Annotated in this window: 16 protein-coding genes; 2 read left to right on the plus strand and 14 right to left on the minus strand. The window is 66.4% G+C overall.

Going from position 1 to position 15,985, the window contains the following annotated elements:
- Positions 1-424: 424 nt before the first annotated feature.
- The 13 genes from BLU38_RS03685 to BLU38_RS03745 form a co-directional block, all read right to left on the minus strand.
- Complete coding sequence (locus BLU38_RS03685) at positions 425-2,023, minus strand: ABC-F family ATP-binding cassette domain-containing protein (protein ID WP_091531852.1); 1,599 nt, start codon at positions 2,021-2,023, stop codon at positions 425-427.
- A 142-nt stretch (positions 2,024-2,165) separates the two neighbouring features.
- A complete protein-coding gene (locus BLU38_RS03690; RefSeq protein WP_091520033.1) occupies positions 2,166-2,579 on the minus strand; it encodes a metal-sulfur cluster assembly factor in 414 nt (137 codons plus the stop codon).
- A gap of 2 nt (positions 2,580-2,581) precedes the next feature.
- Entirely contained in the window at positions 2,582-3,055 is a 474-nt protein-coding gene (gene sufU, locus BLU38_RS03695; RefSeq protein WP_091520036.1) for a Fe-S cluster assembly sulfur transfer protein SufU, read from the minus strand.
- 19 nt (positions 3,056-3,074) lie between these two features.
- Positions 3,075-4,337, minus strand: a complete 1,263-nt coding sequence (locus BLU38_RS03700; RefSeq protein WP_172836263.1) for an aminotransferase class V-fold PLP-dependent enzyme — start codon at positions 4,335-4,337, stop codon at positions 3,075-3,077.
- 74 nt (positions 4,338-4,411) lie between these two features.
- Positions 4,412-5,182, minus strand: coding sequence for a Fe-S cluster assembly ATPase SufC (sufC, locus tag BLU38_RS03705; RefSeq protein ID WP_091520043.1), 771 nt, complete (start codon positions 5,180-5,182; stop codon positions 4,412-4,414).
- Between the two features lie 69 nt (positions 5,183-5,251).
- Entirely contained in the window at positions 5,252-5,602 is a 351-nt protein-coding gene (locus BLU38_RS03710) for a non-heme iron oxygenase ferredoxin subunit (RefSeq protein ID WP_091520047.1), read from the minus strand.
- Entirely contained in the window at positions 5,602-6,867 is a 1,266-nt protein-coding gene (gene sufD / locus BLU38_RS03715; RefSeq protein WP_091520050.1) for a Fe-S cluster assembly protein SufD, read from the minus strand. Before sufD ends, BLU38_RS03710 begins: the two co-directional genes overlap by 1 nt.
- 422 nt (positions 6,868-7,289) lie before the next feature.
- Positions 7,290-8,753, minus strand: a complete 1,464-nt coding sequence (sufB, locus tag BLU38_RS03720; protein ID WP_091520054.1) for a Fe-S cluster assembly protein SufB — start codon at positions 8,751-8,753, stop codon at positions 7,290-7,292.
- Between the two features lie 3 nt (positions 8,754-8,756).
- Positions 8,757-9,506 (minus strand): helix-turn-helix transcriptional regulator, encoded by a 750-nt coding sequence (locus tag BLU38_RS03725; protein ID WP_091520057.1) that lies wholly within the window; start codon positions 9,504-9,506, stop codon positions 8,757-8,759.
- A 247-nt stretch (positions 9,507-9,753) separates the two neighbouring features.
- Positions 9,754-11,034, minus strand: coding sequence for an RNA polymerase sigma factor (locus tag BLU38_RS03730; protein ID WP_231920160.1), 1,281 nt, complete (start codon positions 11,032-11,034; stop codon positions 9,754-9,756).
- Positions 11,031-11,372: a YciI family protein gene (locus tag BLU38_RS03735; protein WP_091531858.1), complete on the minus strand. Its 342-nt coding sequence runs from the start codon at positions 11,370-11,372 to the stop codon at positions 11,031-11,033. Before BLU38_RS03735 ends, BLU38_RS03730 begins: the two co-directional genes overlap by 4 nt.
- Before the next feature lie 36 nt (positions 11,373-11,408).
- Positions 11,409-12,044 (minus strand): dihydrofolate reductase family protein, encoded by a 636-nt coding sequence (locus BLU38_RS03740; RefSeq protein ID WP_091520060.1) that lies wholly within the window; start codon positions 12,042-12,044, stop codon positions 11,409-11,411.
- A 113-nt stretch (positions 12,045-12,157) separates the two neighbouring features.
- Positions 12,158-12,919, minus strand: coding sequence for a L,D-transpeptidase family protein (locus tag BLU38_RS03745; RefSeq protein WP_091520064.1), 762 nt, complete (start codon positions 12,917-12,919; stop codon positions 12,158-12,160).
- A gap of 160 nt (positions 12,920-13,079) precedes the next feature.
- Between BLU38_RS03745 and BLU38_RS03750 the strand changes: the two genes are divergently transcribed.
- Positions 13,080-13,952: a TolB family protein gene (locus BLU38_RS03750; RefSeq protein WP_091520068.1), complete on the plus strand. Its 873-nt coding sequence runs from the start codon at positions 13,080-13,082 to the stop codon at positions 13,950-13,952.
- Between the two features lie 24 nt (positions 13,953-13,976).
- Here the strand turns inward: BLU38_RS03750 and BLU38_RS03755 are convergent, their stop codons facing one another.
- Positions 13,977-14,834, minus strand: a complete 858-nt coding sequence (locus BLU38_RS03755; protein ID WP_091520072.1) for a helix-turn-helix transcriptional regulator — start codon at positions 14,832-14,834, stop codon at positions 13,977-13,979.
- Positions 14,835-14,935: 101 nt separating this feature from the next.
- On the opposite strand from BLU38_RS03755, the gene BLU38_RS03760 reads away from it, so the two are divergent.
- Entirely contained in the window at positions 14,936-15,943 is a 1,008-nt protein-coding gene (locus BLU38_RS03760; protein WP_172836065.1) for an aldo/keto reductase, read from the plus strand.
- Positions 15,944-15,985: the final 42 nt, after the last annotated feature.

Genomic DNA, 15,985 nt, shown 5'->3' on the forward strand with positions numbered 1-15,985 from the left:
ATGTCCAGTCACCAAGCGAGTCGCTCGATGACACCTCAGTCTGTTGACTTACGATCCATGATCGTCGTTTCATGATCAATGATCAATCATTTGTAGCATCCGGCGGGTCTTTCTGTGCAATTTAGGCGTAGATGATCAACTCATGCCCGCCTGGATCCGCCTGATCATGGCTCCATGATCGTCAACGACCGGCGATGATCACCGGTTCCTAAAGGAAACACTGATCTATTCGGGTTACTGCGGCCCGCGCTGCACACCCGCTCGCTGCGTTGCACTCCCTTGACCGGCCCCGGCCCGCCTGCCGGCGTGCGCCGTGCGATCGGGCGCGCATCGCGGGTCCGCAGCTCAGCCCGAATAGATCAGTGCTTCCTTAATCGTTTCAGTCACCACTCGACCATCATGATCAAGCCGTCGACGGGGCCGATCAGGCCAGGGTGATCAACTCTGCGTAATCGGCGGTCCACAGATCCTCGGTCCCGTCCGGCAACACCAGCACCCGATCGGGCTCGAGCGCCTCGACCGCTCCCTCGTCGTGAGTGACGAGCACGATCGCACCAGCGTAGGAGTGGATGGCGGCCAGGATCTCTTCTCTGGAGGCGGGATCGAGGTTGTTGGTCGGTTCGTCCAGCAACAGCACGTTTGCGCTGGAAACCACCAGGGTCGCCAACGCCAGACGCGTCTTCTCACCGCCGGACAGCACCTCTGCGGGCTTCTCCACATCGTCCCCGCTGAACAGGAAGGATCCCAGCACCTTGCGCACATCGGTCTCGTTCAGGTCCGGCGCGGCCGTCTTCATGTTGGCCAGCACCGTGCGATCAACATCCAGGGTTTCGTGTTCCTGGGCGTAGTAGCCGAGCTTGAGCCCGTGCCCGGCATGGACCTGTCCGGTGTCGGGTTCACCGATCCCGGCGAGGATCCGCAACAGGGTTGTCTTACCCGCTCCGTTCAGGCCCAAGATCACCACCCGGCTGCCGCGGTCGATCGCAAGATCAACGCCGGCGAACACCTCCAGGGATCCGTAGGACTTGCTCAGTCCGGTGGCCGTCAACGGGGTCCGGCCGCAGGGTGCTGGCTCGGGAAGCTTGATCCTGGCCACCCGGTCTTCGGCACGGACGGCCTCCAGTCCAGCCATCAACCTGTCCGCACGGCGGGCCATGTTCTTGGCTGCTACCGCCTTGGTCGCCTTGGCGCCCATCTTCTCTGCCTGGGTACGCAGTCGATCAGCCTTGCGCTCGGCGTTCTTGCGTTCCCGGCGGCGACGTTCCTCGTCGGTGGCGCGCTGCTGCAGATACCGCTTCCAGTTCATCGCATACACGTCGAGGACGGAACGGTTGGCGTCCAGGTGGAAGACCTTGTTGACGGTCTCGCCCAGTAGGTCGGTGTCGTGACTGATGACCAACAGGCCGCCGGAGTAGTTGATCAGGTAGGACCGCAGCCAGGCCACGGAGTCGGCGTCGAGGTGGTTGGTCGGCTCGTCCAACAGCATCGTCTCCGCATCGGAGAACAGGATCCGGGCCAATTCGACGCGCCGCCGCTGGCCGCCCGACAGCGTGCTCAGCGGCTGCTGCAGGACCCGGTCCGGAAGCCCGAGGTTGGCCGAGATCCGAGCCGCCTCGGCCTCGGCCGCATATCCGCCGGCGGCAACGAGCTGGGCCTCGACACGGGCGTAGCGGTCCATCGCCGCTTCCCGGACGCTGTCGTCGGTCGAGGCCATCTCCTCCTCGGTGCGACGCATCCGGGCGAGCACCGCGTCCAGCCCCCGGGCGGACAGGATCCGATCCATCGCCAGCACCTCGGGATCGCCGGTCCGCGGGTCCTGCGGCAGGTAGCCGACACTGCCAGCGCTGGTGATCGTCCCGGACGCAGCCTGACCGGCGCCGGCGAGGATCTTGGTCAGGGTGGTCTTGCCGGCGCCGTTACGGCCGACCAGTCCGATCTTGTCGCCGGCTGCGATCTGGAACGACGCCTTCTCCAGCAGCAGCCGGGCACCCACCCGGACCTCGACATCACGTACGACTAGCACGAACCCACGATTCCCCACTCGGCCGTTCTGGCCAAATTCATTACCCCCGGACGGTCCCGCGCACTTTTGAGGGTCCCGGGCAGGTCAAAGACTGCGCGGGACCCTCAAAAGTGCGCGGGAACCGTTTTGCGGGTGGTGACGGTCAGACGTTGAAGCCGAGCGCTCGCAACTGTTCGCGACCGTCGTCGGTGATCTTGTCCAGACCCCACGGCGGCATCCAGACCCAGTTGATCGTCGCCTTCTCCACCAGGCCCTCCAACGCGGTCGCCGTCTGGTCCTCCAGCACGTCGGTCAGCGGGCAGGCGGCGGTGGTCAGGGTCATGTCGATGGTGACCGACTGGTCGTCCTCCACGTGCACGCCGTAGATCAGGCCCAGGTCCACGACGTTGACGCCGAGCTCGGGATCGACGACATCCTTCATCGCCTCGGTGACGTCCTCCACCGACACGGCGCTGGACGCGACGGCATCGGCGGTGCCGGGCAGTTCGTCGCGCACCAGATCGGAGGGCCTGCTCTGCTCCTCCTGCTGGGGCGTCTGATGACTGGTCTCGGTCATGATCACTTCACCTTCTGATCGGTTGTTGCTGCGTCGCTCTCGGCGCCCTGGGCACGGATCACGGCGTCCTTGAACGCCGACCACCCCAGCAGGGCACACTTCACCCGAGCCGGGAACTTGGCGACCCCCAGGAAGGCGATGCCGTCCTCCAGGTCGTCCTCGTCCGGCTGGGCGTTGCCCTGGCTCTGCATCATCTCCAGGAACTCGTCGTGCAGGGCCAGGGTCTGCTCGACGGTCTTGTCCCGGACCAGTCCGGCCATCACCGAGGTCGAGGCCTGCGAGATCGAGCAACCCGCACCGTCGTAGGACACGTCGGAGATCGTGGTCCCGTCCAGGTGCACCCGCAGGGTGACCTCGTCCCCACAGGACGGGTTGACGTGGTGCACCTCGGCCTCGTAGGGGTCCCGCAGGCCACTGAAGTGCTTGGCGCGGTAGTGATCCAGGATGATCTCCTGGTACATCTCCTCGACGTCCATACTCACCGATGATCACCTGTCATTTGTCGAAGAACTTCTTGGTGTAGGTCAACGCGTCGACCAGTTGGTCTATTTCGCCCCGGGTCGTGTACAGGTAGAACGAGGCACGCGTACTGGACTGGATCCCGTACGCCTCATGCAGCGGCCGTGCACAATGGTGACCGCCACGCACCGCGACCCCGCGGGCATCCAGCATCTGCGCGATGTCGTGCGGATGGATCTGCCCGTACCTGCCCTGCAACGCGAACGACACCGCACCACCGCGGTCGACCGGCCTGCCCTGGCTGTCCAGCTCGGTCGGGCCGAGGATCGTCAGCCCCTCGATCTGCTGCAGCTCGGCCAGTGCGTAGCCGGTGATCGCCTGTTCATGATCGGCGATCGCTGCCATCGAGATGGTGTCCAGGTAGTCGGCAGCTGCGGCCAACCCGACGGCCTGCACGATCGGCGGCGTACCGGCCTCGAACCGGGCCGGCGGCGGAGCGAAGGTGGAACCGGTCATCCTGACCACCTCGATCATCTCGCCGCCGCCGAGGAACGGCGGCAGCTTCTCCAGCAGACCGTAGCGACCCCAGAGAACGCCGATCCCGGTCGGGCCGACCATCTTGTGGCCGGTGAAGGCCAGCAGGTCCACGCCCAGCTCGGAGACGTCGGTGGTCATCTGCGGGACGCCCTGGGATCCGTCGGCGATCATCGTCGCCCCCACCGCATGGGCCTGATCGGCGATCTGCCGCACCGGGTTGACCGTGCCCAGCACGTTCGACACCCAGGCGATCGAGACGATCTTCGTCCGCTCGTTGATCAGGTTGTCCGCGGCCGCCTTGTCCAGGTCGAGGCGCCCGTCCGGCGTCACCTCGAACCAGCGCAGCACGGCGCCGGTCCGTTCACACAGCAGCTGCCAGGGCACGATGTTGGAGTGATGCTCCATCACCGAGACCACGATCTCGTCGCCGGCCTGCAACGAGCTGCCCAGGGTGTGGGCACACAGGTTCAGCGCCTCGGACGCGTTCTTGGTGAAGACGATCTCCTGCGGCCCGGCAGCACCGATGAACCGAGCCAGCCGAGACCGGGCACCCTCGTAGGCTTCGGTCGCCTCCGCGCCCAGGGTGTGCATCGCCCGGGCGACGTTGGCGTAGTGGTTCAGGTAGTGATCATCGATCGTCTCGACCACGACCTGCGGCTTCTGCGAGCTGTTCGCCGAGTCGAGGTAGGCCAGCGGGAACTGACCGACCGTGCGGTCCAGGATCGGGAAGTCGCCGCGGATGGCCTCGACGTCGAACGGGATGCCTGTGGGGTCCAACGTGGTCATGATCAGCTCCGGCTAGCGGTGGTTGGTGGGATCAGTTCGCCCTGCGTGTGTCAGCTCACCTGGGCCTTGGCGGCCTGGACGTAGCTGTCGTAGCCCTCGGCCTCGAGCCGGTCGGCAAGCTCGGCACCGCCCTGATCGGCGATCCGACCGGCGACGAACACGTGCACGTGGTCGGGCTTGATGTAGCGCAGGATCCGGGTGTAGTGGGTGATCAACATGACGCCACGATCGCCCTGCTCGGTGAAGCGGTTGACACCCTCGGAGACGATCCGCAGCGCGTCCACGTCCAGGCCGGAGTCGGTCTCGTCGAGGACCGCGAACTTCGGGTTCAGCAGCTCCAGCTGAACGATCTCGTGCCGCTTCTTCTCACCACCGGAGAAGCCCTCGTTGACCGAACGGGAGGCGAAGTCGGGATCCATCCGGACCCGGTTCATGGCCTCCTTGACGTCCTTGGCCCAGGTCCGCAGCTTCGGCGCCTCGCCGTCGATCGCGGTCTTGGCCGAACGCAGGAAGTTGGACACCGAGACACCGGGCACCTCGACCGGGTACTGCATGGCCAGGAACAGCCCGGCCCGGGCCCGCTGATCAGCGGTCATGTCGACGATGTTCTCGCCGTCCAGCAGCACCTCGCCGCTGGTGATCTCGTACTTGGGGTGACCGGCGATCGAGTAGGCCAGGGTGGACTTGCCGGAGCCGTTCGGGCCCATGATGGCGTGGGTCTCACCGCTGTTGATGGTCAGGTCGACGCCCTTGAGGATCTCCTTCGGACCGTCCTCGGTCTTCACCGATACGTGCAGGTCGCGGATCTCGAGAGTGGACATAGTGTGTGGTTCTCCTGGTTTATCTGTGTGGTGATCAGCTGTGCTGTCGGTGATTCGGGTCGATGGCCGTCAGACGTCGTTGAGAGCATGATCGACATCGACGTAGATCTCGCCGTCCTCGACCTTGACCGGATAGACCGCGACCGGTTCGGTGGCCGGCAGCCCGAGCGGCTCACCGGTCTTCAGGCTGAAGCGGGATCCGTGCATGTAGCACTCGATCTCACCGTCGCCGACGTCTCCCTCACTCAACGGGATCGCCGCGTGACTGCATTCGTCGGCGATCGCATAGATCTCACCGGCGGAGTTGACGATCGCGATGTCCTCGCCGTCCACCTCGACCGCTGCCGCGGTCTCGGCAGCGAGGTCGGCCAGTGGGCAGACCCGGCGGAAGGACCCCGATTCGGACGATGCGGCGGACATCAGTGATGGCTCCCCGAGGTCGGTTCGGCCGCGAGTTCGTGCAGTTCCTCGACCGGGGCGTAGCTGCCGTCGGCGTAGGAGTCCGGGGTGCCGATGTTGATCGCCAGTTCCTTCTCGACCGCGATCATCAGGGCCTTCTCCAGGTCCGGGACGCCGATCTTGGAGATGATGTCGGCGAAGAAGCCGTGCACCACGAGGCGGCGCGCCTCGGTCTCGTCGATGCCGCGGCTGCGCAGGTAGAACAGCTGCTCGTCGTCGAAGCGTCCGGTGGTGGCCGCGTGCCCGGCGCCGAGGATCTCGCCGGTCTCGATCTCCAGATTGGGGACGGCCTCGGCCTTGCAGCCGTCGGTGAGCACCAGGTTGCGATTGGACTCGTACGTGGTGATGCCCTCGGCCGCCTTGCGGATCAGCACGTCGCCGATCCACACCGTGTGCGCCTTCTCGCCCTGCAGCGCGCCCTTGTAGTCGACGTTGGAGATCGACTTCGGCTTGTTGTGGTCGACGAACAGTCGGTGCTCCAGGTGCTGGCCGGCGTCGGCGAAATAGAGCCCGAGCAGGTCGGCCTCGCCACCGACGGAGTCGTAGTCCAGCGAGACGTTCATCCGCACCAGGTCACCACCGAAGGAAACCGCGACATGGCGCAGTAGCGCGTCCTTGCCGACATGGGCGTGCTGGGTGGAGTGATGCACCGCGTCGTCGGCCCAGTCCTGCACCGACACCACGGTCAGCTTGGCACCGTCACCGATCACGAACTCGATGTTGTCCGCGACAACGGCCGATCCCTCGAACCGCAGCACAACGGTGGCCACCGAGAACGGCTCGGCGATGATCACTGCGTGCCCGGCGCTGGCGGTCTCGGTCGAGACGCCGGTGTGGCTGAGGATCGTCGCTCCCGGAACCTCAGCCTCCTTCGGGATGGTGATCACGATCGCGGTCTCGGCTGCCTGCCACGCCCGCGCACTGACCCGGTCGCTGGGCACGTACCCGCTGCTGCCGACCACCGGATCGCTGGCCGGCACCTCGCGGGCCGTCACGCCCTCGGCAAGCTCGGTGGAGAAGGTCACGTTGCCCGCACCGAACGGCGCATCCTTGTGCAACCCGCGCAGCCGCTTCAGCGGCGTGAACCGCCAGATCTCCTCCAGCCCGTTCGGCACCGCATGATCATCGGGGTTGAACGACCCCTGCGGATGCAGATGGCTGGCCACCTTGTCCGACGTCTCGATAGCGCCGCTCACATTGTCGGTCGCAGCATCGGTAACAGTCACAGATTTCGCTTTCTCGTTCGTTCAGTTCAGACCTACACGTTGCGGTTGAGCTCGCCCCGCATCAGACCCGCCAGTTCCGGTTGAGCTCGTGCCGATCGCCACCCCCACGGAGTCCCGCCGTGGAGTTCGCAGCCCAACGACTGCGCTCAGGGCCCTTGGTCGAGTCGCTGCACAAGGTTGCGTGCGTCGGCTGGGAATGCGGAGGTTTCGCATGCTCACCCTCCGCGTACGCAAGCCGCGGCACCCGACACGGGCGGGGGTTCGGGATACGGAGCCTGGGTGTGGCGGGCGTAAAGCGAATGCCGGGCGAGCCTGCGAGCTCGGAATCGCCCCGGGCGAGGCTCCGTATCCCGAACCCCCGCCCACCAGGCACCCAGTTGCGTCCTTCGACAAGCTCAGGAACCTCCGTACGTCCCGGGAGATCAGCCGACAGCACCTTCCATCTGCAGCTCGATCAGCCGGTTGAGCTCGATGGCGTACTCCATCGGCAGCTCCTTGGCGATCGGCTCGACGAACCCGCGAACGACCATCGCCATGGCTTCGTCCTCCTCCATGCCGCGGGACATCAGGTAGAAGAGTTGATCTTCGCTGACCTTGGACACGGTGGCCTCGTGGGCCATCGAGACGTCGTCCTCGCGGACGTCGACGTAGGGGTAGGTGTCGGAACGGCTGATGGTGTCGACCAGCAGCGCGTCGCACTTGACCACCGAGGCGGAGCCGGCGGCTCCCTCCTGCACCTCGACCAGGCCGCGGTAGGAGGCCCGGCCACCGCCACGAGCGACGGACTTGGAGATGATCGAGGAGGACGTGTTCGGGGCGCAGTGCACCATCTTGGAACCGGCGTCCTGATGCTGACCCTCGCCGGCGAAGGCGACGGACAGCGTCTCACCGCGGGCGTGCTCGCCCATCAGGTAGACGGCCGGGTACTTCATGGTGACCTTGGAACCGATGTTGCCGTCGATCCACTCCATGGTCGCGCCCTCTTCACAGGTGGCCCGCTTGGTCACCAGGTTGTAGACGTTGTTCGACCAGTTCTGGATGGTGGTGTAGCGGCAGCGGGCGCCCTTCTTGACAACGATCTCGACGACCGCGGAGTGCAGCGAGTCCGAGCTGTAGATCGGCGCCGTACAACCCTCGACGTAGTGCACGTAGGCGTCCTCGTCGACGATGATCAAGGTCCGCTCGAACTGGCCCATGTTCTCGGTGTTGATCCGGAAGTAGGCCTGCAGCGGGATCTCGACGTGCACACCCTTCGGCACGTAGATGAAGGAGCCGCCGGACCAGACCGCGGTGTTCAGCGAGGCGAACTTGTTGTCACCGGACGGGATGACGGTGCCGTAGTACTCCTCGAAGAGCTCCGGGTGCTCCTTCAACGCGGTGTCGGTGTCGAGGAAGATCACGCCCTGCTTCTCGAGCTCCTCGTTGATCTTGTGGTAGACCACCTCGGACTCGTACTGCGCGGCGACACCGGCGACCAGCCGGGCCTTCTCGGCCTCCGGGATGCCCAGCTTGTCGTAGGTGTTCTTGATGTCGGAGGGCAGATCCTCCCAGCTGGCGGCCTGCTTCTCGGTGGACCGGACGAAGTACTTGATGTTGTCGAAGTCGATCCCGCCGAGGTCGGCACCCCACGCGGGCATCGGCTTGCGTTCGAACAGCTTCAGCGCCTTCAGCCGACGCTCCCGCATCCAGTCCGGCTCGTCCTTCATGTCGGAGATGTAGGAGACGACGTCCGGGCTCAGACCACGCTGGGCCTTCGCGCCGGCCTCATCGGAATCGGCCCAACCGAACCGGTACCGGCCCAGCGCGTCGAGATGTTGATCTTGGGTCTCGCCGGTGCCCGCAACCTTGGGCGCGGTGGTGCTGCTGGGGTCCTGGACCTGGGTCATATCTCAGTTGCCTTTCCCTGTGGAGGGGTTGTTCCTTGCGGCTTGTTCGGACACGTCGTCGTGTTGTCGTCGGGTGATGGTCCTGTCCAGCAGGACCTGATCCAGATGCGGTACGTGGGTGGTGCAGACGCCGTCGCCATGGGCGATGGTGGCCAGCCGTTGGACATGAACCCCGAGCAGCCGGGAGAAGGTCTCGGTCTCCACCTCACACAGCTGCGGGAACTGTTCGGCGACGTGGGCGACCGGACAGTGGTGCTGGCAGACCTGCTCACCGGCGACGGCCGGCTTGGTCGACGCCACGTAGCCCTCGTCGGAGAGCGCCGCGGCCAAGGCCTGCGCCGGAGTCATCTCCCGATCAGCCCGAATGCTCTCGGCCCGGATGCTGCGATAGCGTTCCTCGACCTGAGCCATCCGGGACCGAGCCAGCTCGGTGACCGCCTGCTGGCCGGCACTGGCAGCCAGCGCCTGCAGCGCCGCGATCGCCAACTGGTCGTAGGCCTGGTAGAAGTCGGCGCGTCCGGCGTCGGTGAGCTCGAACACCTTGGCCGGGCGACCGCGGCCACGAGCGCCGTAGACCCGCTGCTCACGGGAGGCGACATGGCCGAGCTGGAGCAGCCCGTCCAGATGCCGGCGGATCGCGGCAGCAGTCAACCCGAGCCGGCCCGCCAGCTCCGCGGCGGTGGACGGCCCTTCCTCCAAAATGGACTGCGCGACCCGCTGCCGGGTCGAGGCATCCGCGTCCGAGGACGGCACGGCATGGACCGACCCGACATCAGCAACACGCTGCGACGGGGTTTTCACAACACCAGTGTGCGCTTATTCCCCCACCACCTTCAAGCAAGGCTCCCCTAACCCCGCCGATCCCGCAGTCCAGACCAGGCCAATTCAGCGCGATATATCAAGGTTAGGCACGTTCCAGGGGTGCGGGAACGTGCCTAACCTTGATATATCGCCCTTAGTTCAGCGGCGCAGGTACCAGGCTGCGCACGTCGTGTTGCGACTACGACAGCTCCGCGATGCGCGACCGAAGGAACTGGCGCTCGGCCTCATTGTCGGCAAGCCGGAGCGCTGCGGTGTACGCGGCGAGGGCGTCGGTGCGGCGGTCGAGCCGCCGGAGCAGGTCGGCGCGGATCGCCGGAAGGTAGCGGTAGCCGCTCAGCCGGGGCGTCTCGGCGAGTCGGTCCACCTCGCGCAGCGCGGCCGCCGGTCCGTCGACCATGCCGACCGCGACCGCTCGGTTCAGCGCAACCACCGAGGACGGCCAGACCGCCAGCAGACCGTCGTACAGCTGAAGGATCTGCGGCCAGTCCGTCTCGGCGTAGCTCGGCGCGAACGCGTGCAGCGTCGCGATCGCCGCCTGTAACGCGTAGCGCCCGGGCGCCCCGCCCCGCATCGACTCCAGCACCAGCCGATCGGCCTCGGCGATCTGGTCGCGATCCCAGGTCGTCCGGTCCTGGTCGGCCAGCAACACCAGTCGGCCGTCGGGCGCCATCCGTCCCGGTTGGCGGGCATGGTTGACCATGATCAACGCCAACAGGCCGGTAACCTCCCGCTCGGTCGGCAGCAGGTCATGCAGCAGGCGGGCGAGTTCGAGCGCCCTGAGCTCCAGATCACTGCGGGCCAAGGCAGGCCCGGACGGTGCGGTGTGCCCGGTGGTGAACAGCAGGTACACCACCGCCAGCGCCGCCGTCAGCCGCTGCGGCAGCTCGTCGACGGCCGGCATCCGGAACGGGATGTGCGCCGTACTGATCTTCCTCTTGGCGCGGGTGATCCGGGCCGCCATCGTGGACTCGCTGACCAGGAACGCCGTGGCCACGTCGGCCGTGCTCACCCCACAGACCAGCCGCAAGGTCAGGGCCACCTGAGCCTCGACGGCCAGTGCGGGATGACAGCACAGGAAGATCAGCCGTAGCCGATCATCGTCCACTGCGCCGTCAGTCTCCGGTTGAGCATGCCGGAGCTCGGCAGCGCCGGCGTCGTCACCAGCGCTCCCCGGTTCGATCAACAAGGGCAGTTTCGTCCGCAAGGTGCGCGCCCGGCGCAACGCATCGATCGCGTTGTGCCGGGCAGCGGTGGTCAGCCACGCGCCGGGACGATCGGGTACGCCGTCCCGCGTCCACGCCTGCAGAGCGTCGACGTAGGCGTCCTGGACGCATTCCTCGGCCAGGTCGAGATCCCGGGCGACCCGGACGGTGGCGGCGAGCACCGCGGCCCATTCCCGGCGGTGCGCCTCCGCGACCGCGTGCGCGCCCTCCGACCCCGAGCCCGGCCGAACCGTCACAACACCTGGAAGTCGAACAGCGGCCGCACCTCGATGCCACCGGCCATGATCGGCGTCAGCTTCGCCAACGCCAGCGCATGATCAAGATCATCGGCTTCCAGCAGGAAGATGCCGGCGATAGCCTCCTTGCTCTCGATGAACGGGCCGTCGGTCACCACGTCGTCCCGCACGCTGGTCGATGAGGAGGCCGGCTCGAAGGCCAGTCCGGCATAGATCCGGCCGCCCTGCTCGGCGACCCGGTCCGGCAGCGCGGCATGGGCGTCCATGACCTCCTGCGGGATGTCGTCGGCGCCGTTCGGCGTTTCCTGCTCGTACATGAACACTGCGTATTGAGGCATGATCATCTTTCCTGTCGGATGCCGGAAGCGGTCGGGTCAGTTGGCGAATTCGGCACCGTAGAAACCGGTCCGGAGTTCGCCGTCGCGGGTGTAGGTGCTCATCGTGACCCCACCGGGCGAGGTCGTGGTCTCGGTCAGCTTCAGCCCCGCGGGCGCCGTACCGTCGCCGAAGAGCCGCTTGCCGGACCCGACCAGCACCGGGAAGATCTTGATCCGGTATTCGTCGATCAGGTCGTGTCGGAGCAGCGTCTGGATCAGATCGCTGCTGCCGTGCACCTGGATCTCCCCCTCCCCTGGCTGCGCCTTCAGCTCGGCCACCGCATCGGCGACCTCGCCGTCGAGAACCGAGGAGTTGTGCCACACAGGGTCGCCGAGAGTTGAGGTCTGCAGGGTCCGGGATGCGACGTACTTGGGCACCCGGTTGAATCGCTCCGCGACCGGGTTGTCGTCGCCGACCAGCGGCCAACTGGCAGCGAATTCCTGATAGGTCCGGCGGCCGAGCAGCAGGGCCGTCAACGGCTCGACCTCGTCGTCGCGGCCCAGCAGGTCGTCGATGTACGGCACCACCCAGCCGCCATGGGCGAAGTCGCCGTCGCGGTCCTCGTCCGGGCCACCCGGTGCCTGCATCACACCGTCCAGCGAGATGAAGGTCGCCACAACCAGTTTGCGCATGATGTCTCCTTGTTCGTCGTTCAGCCAGGAGCGCGTCTGGCACGCTCTACTGAACCGGCGAACGACATTCGACGAATCGACAGCTCCGCATCATGATTTTGCCGTCGATCGGATCAGGAGGTGATGACGATCTTGTCACCAGAGCGGAGATAGGCCAGCGCGATCCGCATGTTGGTGCGGCTGATCGAGACACAACCGGCGGTTGCACCGTCACCCTTGACGTGCAGGAAGATCCCGGCGCCGCGGTAACGGACCGCATTCGGCGGCCGGTTGTAGTTGATCACCAGGGCATAGTCGTACTGGCCGGGATAGTCTGTCAGCCGCTCACTGCTGTTGGCATCGGATGTCGGCAGCCAGTAGCGGAATCCGCCGGCCGACCTGTTGCGCAGCGTGTTGTAGTAGCGGCTGCCATTGTCCTCCACCCAGTAGTCGCCGGACTTGACCCGGTGGTAGGGCACCCAGGATCCGGGATCGGCCTTCAGCCCGAACGCCGAGGTGATCGAGTAGGTGCCCCGCGGTGTCGTCCCGGTCCCCTGCCGGCGTTTGGTCCCAGCGACCGTGCCGCCGTAACCGAGCCGGCTCTTGGTGGCCAGGAACAGTCGATGCAGGGTGCACCTCTTGCCGTTGACGCGAACGTAGAAGCCGGTGTCGGCGTAGGTCTTGGAACGCTGGTTCACCACGGTCACGGTGCGCTGGTTGGCACCGACCGTGGTCTTCACTCCGTTCAGCGTTGGGTTGCATCGCACCCAGCCCTTGCCGTAGTTCGGCGAGCCGGCCGAGATGTCGGCCGCCTGCGCGCCGGGTGCGGCGAACAACGAGCTCCCCAACGCGATCCCGGTCAGCCCGGTGATCATGATCAACATCAACTTGCGCATGGCAACCTCCGTCGGATGGTGCCCCCCGGAATTGTTCGCACACTACCGCCGCGACCGCGGATCGGGACGCTGCCGACGACGTGTCGCGAGCAGACTCGTACACTCCCGAAGCAGGCTGATCCTGCTCGGAAATGGACGGCAACGCAGAGGAGCGCACCCGATGGCACCACGTACTCTCGATCCTGGTCGCCGGACCCAGATCTGGCTCGGCGGTCCGACCATCGCGGACCCCGAGCTGCTGTACGAGACCGACCAGACCCTGTACGAGGCTCCGAACTGGACCCCGGACGGGAGCCGGCTGGTGATCAACGGCGACGGAGCATTGTGGACCCTCAGCGTCGATGATCCCGGAGCCGGTCCACAGCGGATCGACTTCGACGATCTTCCTGACCTGAACAATGATCACGTCCTGGCTCCGGACGGCGAACACGTCTACATGTCGGCGGCGGACCGGCACATCTATCGGGGCACCCTCACCGGCGGCCCGGTGGAACGGGTCTCTCCCGATGACGGCAACTGGCATTTCCTGCACGGCGTGTCCCCGGACGGCACCCGGCTGGCCTACGTCGAGATCAGCGACTTCGACCTGCCCGGGCGGCTGGCGATCATCGAGCCCGGTCAGCCCGCCACCGTCCTCGACACCGGCAACGGCCACCTGGACGGGCCGGAGTGGTCGCCCGACGGCCGCTGGATCTACTTCAACACCCAGACCTTCACCGACGAGCCCGGCCATGCCCAACTCGCCCGGATCTCCGATTCCGGCGACACCATGGAGCGACTGGTCAGCAGTGACACCGTCGACTGGTTCCCCCACCTCTCTCCCGACGGCACGGTCGCCAGCTACATCGCTTTCCCGCCCGGCACCCTCGGTCACCCGGCCGACAAGGAGGTCGAGATCTTCGTCGTCTCGACCGCGGACTGGTCGACGCCGCTGCAGCGCTACCGGCTGTTCGGTGGTCAGGGAACGATCAACGTGAACAGCTGGGCCCCGGACAGCACCCGATTCGCGTTCGTCGGCTATCCCCAGGCGTGATCAGCTCGCCGATGCCGCCGATGATCATGAACCGGCGGGCGAGCCGATGGTGAAGTCCTGGATGCCGATCACCCGCAGCAGTTCGAGCTTGTCGGCCGCATCGGTGCCCTCGACCGGAAAGAACACGGTCAGCTTGACGTCCTCCTCCGGCGTCAGCAGCACCTCGCAACGCATCTGGATCAGACCGACCCCTGGATGTCGGAGATCCTTGCGGTCCGACCGACGAACCGCGACCTCGTGCTGCTCCCACAACGTACGGAATTCGGTGCTGCAGGCGAGCAGATCATCCACCAGTTCGGTCACGTCGCGGTCCCCCGCGCGTCGGGAATACACCGCCCGAAGATCGCTGACCTGCGCCGCCGTCAGGCGCGGCTGGTCCTCCTCGGGAACAAGATCACGGACCGCCGGCCGGGTGAACCATCGCCACAGCGCGTTGGCCTCGCGGCCCGATCCGGTCTCGGCGTGGATGCCCAAGGCGCTGAACAACGGGTTGCACCACAGCAGCTGACCGATATCGCTGTAGATGCAGGCCGGGACGTCGACGAGCCGCTCGGCAAGGCTGATCAATCCCGGGCTCGGGTGGCCTCCGGCGCGATGCGGTGGCGGCACCAGTCCGGCGAGATGGAACAGATGATCGCGCTGGTCAAGGTCGCAGCGCAGGGCGCGGGCGATGGCCGCCACGACCGACGCCGAGGGCGCCGATCCGCGGGCCTGTTCAAGTCGGGCGTAATGATCACTTGACACCCCGGCCAGTTGGGCGACTTCCTCCCGACGCAGTCCGGGCGTGCGCCGCCGGGAGCCCTCCGGGAGTCCGATATCTGCCGGCCGAAGGGTTTCGCGGCGCCGGCGGAGGAAGTCGGCGAGGCCGGGACGATCGATCATTGCTCCATCATGCAAAAGCCGCCGCCGGGTATCCAGGGAGAGCGCGTCCCTGGATGTGCTGCGCCTGGTTGCCGACTCGGGTAACACCGAAGCTGGCACCCATGACGACAACACCATCATCAGCACAGCAGCTCCGCACCCGGACGTTGGGTCGTTCGGGCCCGAGCGTCACCGCCCCCGCCCTGGGTTGCATGGGCATGTCCGGCGCCTACGGACCCACCGACGACGAGGAGAGTGTCCGCGTCATCGGCCGCTATCTGGACGCTGGCGGCAACCTGCTCGACACCGCCGATTTCTATGCGGCCGGGCACAACGAACTCCTGATCTCCCGTGCCCTGCGTGACCGCAACCGTGACGACGTCGTGCTCTCGGTGAAGTTCGGAGCCGTGCTCACCCCCGGCGGCCGGGTGGGAGGCTTCGACGGACGTCCGGCGGCCGTACGCCACTCGCTGGCCTATTCGTTGGTACGCCTCGGCACCGATCACGTGGACGTCTACCGGCCCGCCCGGCTGGATCCCGCGGTGCCGATCGAGGACACCGTCGGCGCGATCGCCGAGTTGGTCGAGGCCGGGTACGTCCGCCACATCGGACTGAGCGAGGTGAGCTCGGCGACCATCCGACGAGCCGCCGCGGTCGCGCCGATCAGCGATCTGCAGATCGCGTATTCGCTGCTCAGCCGCGGCATCGAGGACGACATCCTGAGCACCTGCCGCGAGCTCGGCATCGCCGTCACCGCCTACGGCGTGCTCGGCAACGGCCTGATCGGCGGCAGCTCCCCCGATCACGGTGCACGGGCAGCGTTCCCTCGATTCCAGGGGGCCAATCTGAAACACAACGTGGCGTTGGTCGCCGGGTTGCAGTCGATCGCCGATGCCAAGGGAGCCACGCCGGCACAGATCGCGATCGCCTGGGCGGCCGCTCAGGGCGAGGACATCGTGCCGGTCGTCGGCGCCCGTCGGATCGAGCAGGTCCACTCCATGATCGGCAGCGTGGGGGTCAGCCTGGACCAGGATGACCTCGCCACGATCGAGGAACTGGTGCCACGCGGCGCGGTCCGTGGTGATCGCTATCCGCCCGAGCACATGCGGGACCTGGACAGCGAACACTGAACGACGGCACGGCGACGCCGAATCGGCACGGCGACGCCGATC

The organism is Microlunatus soli (assembly GCF_900105385.1).
GTDB lineage: Bacteria > Actinomycetota > Actinomycetes > Propionibacteriales > Propionibacteriaceae > Microlunatus > Microlunatus soli.

Coding starts and splice junctions, on each gene's coding strand:
- BLU38_RS03735 (WP_091531858.1), bottom strand. CDS start 11,372: ATGCCTCAATACGCAGTGTTCATGTACGAGCAGGAAACGCCGAACGGC.
- BLU38_RS03710 (WP_091520047.1), bottom strand. CDS start 5,602: ATGTCCGCCGCATCGTCCGAATCGGGGTCCTTCCGCCGGGTCTGCCCA.
- BLU38_RS03760 (WP_172836065.1), top strand. CDS start 14,936: ATGACGACAACACCATCATCAGCACAGCAGCTCCGCACCCGGACGTTG.
- sufB (WP_091520054.1), bottom strand. CDS start 8,753: ATGACCCAGGTCCAGGACCCCAGCAGCACCACCGCGCCCAAGGTTGCG.
- BLU38_RS03755 (WP_091520072.1), bottom strand. CDS start 14,834: ATGATCGATCGTCCCGGCCTCGCCGACTTCCTCCGCCGGCGCCGCGAA.
- sufC (WP_091520043.1), bottom strand. CDS start 5,182: ATGTCCACTCTCGAGATCCGCGACCTGCACGTATCGGTGAAGACCGAG.
- BLU38_RS03750 (WP_091520068.1), top strand. CDS start 13,080: ATGGCACCACGTACTCTCGATCCTGGTCGCCGGACCCAGATCTGGCTC.
- BLU38_RS03745 (WP_091520064.1), bottom strand. CDS start 12,919: ATGCGCAAGTTGATGTTGATCATGATCACCGGGCTGACCGGGATCGCG.
- BLU38_RS03690 (WP_091520033.1), bottom strand. CDS start 2,579: ATGACCGAGACCAGTCATCAGACGCCCCAGCAGGAGGAGCAGAGCAGG.
- sufU (WP_091520036.1), bottom strand. CDS start 3,055: ATGGACGTCGAGGAGATGTACCAGGAGATCATCCTGGATCACTACCGC.
- BLU38_RS03740 (WP_091520060.1), bottom strand. CDS start 12,044: ATGCGCAAACTGGTTGTGGCGACCTTCATCTCGCTGGACGGTGTGATG.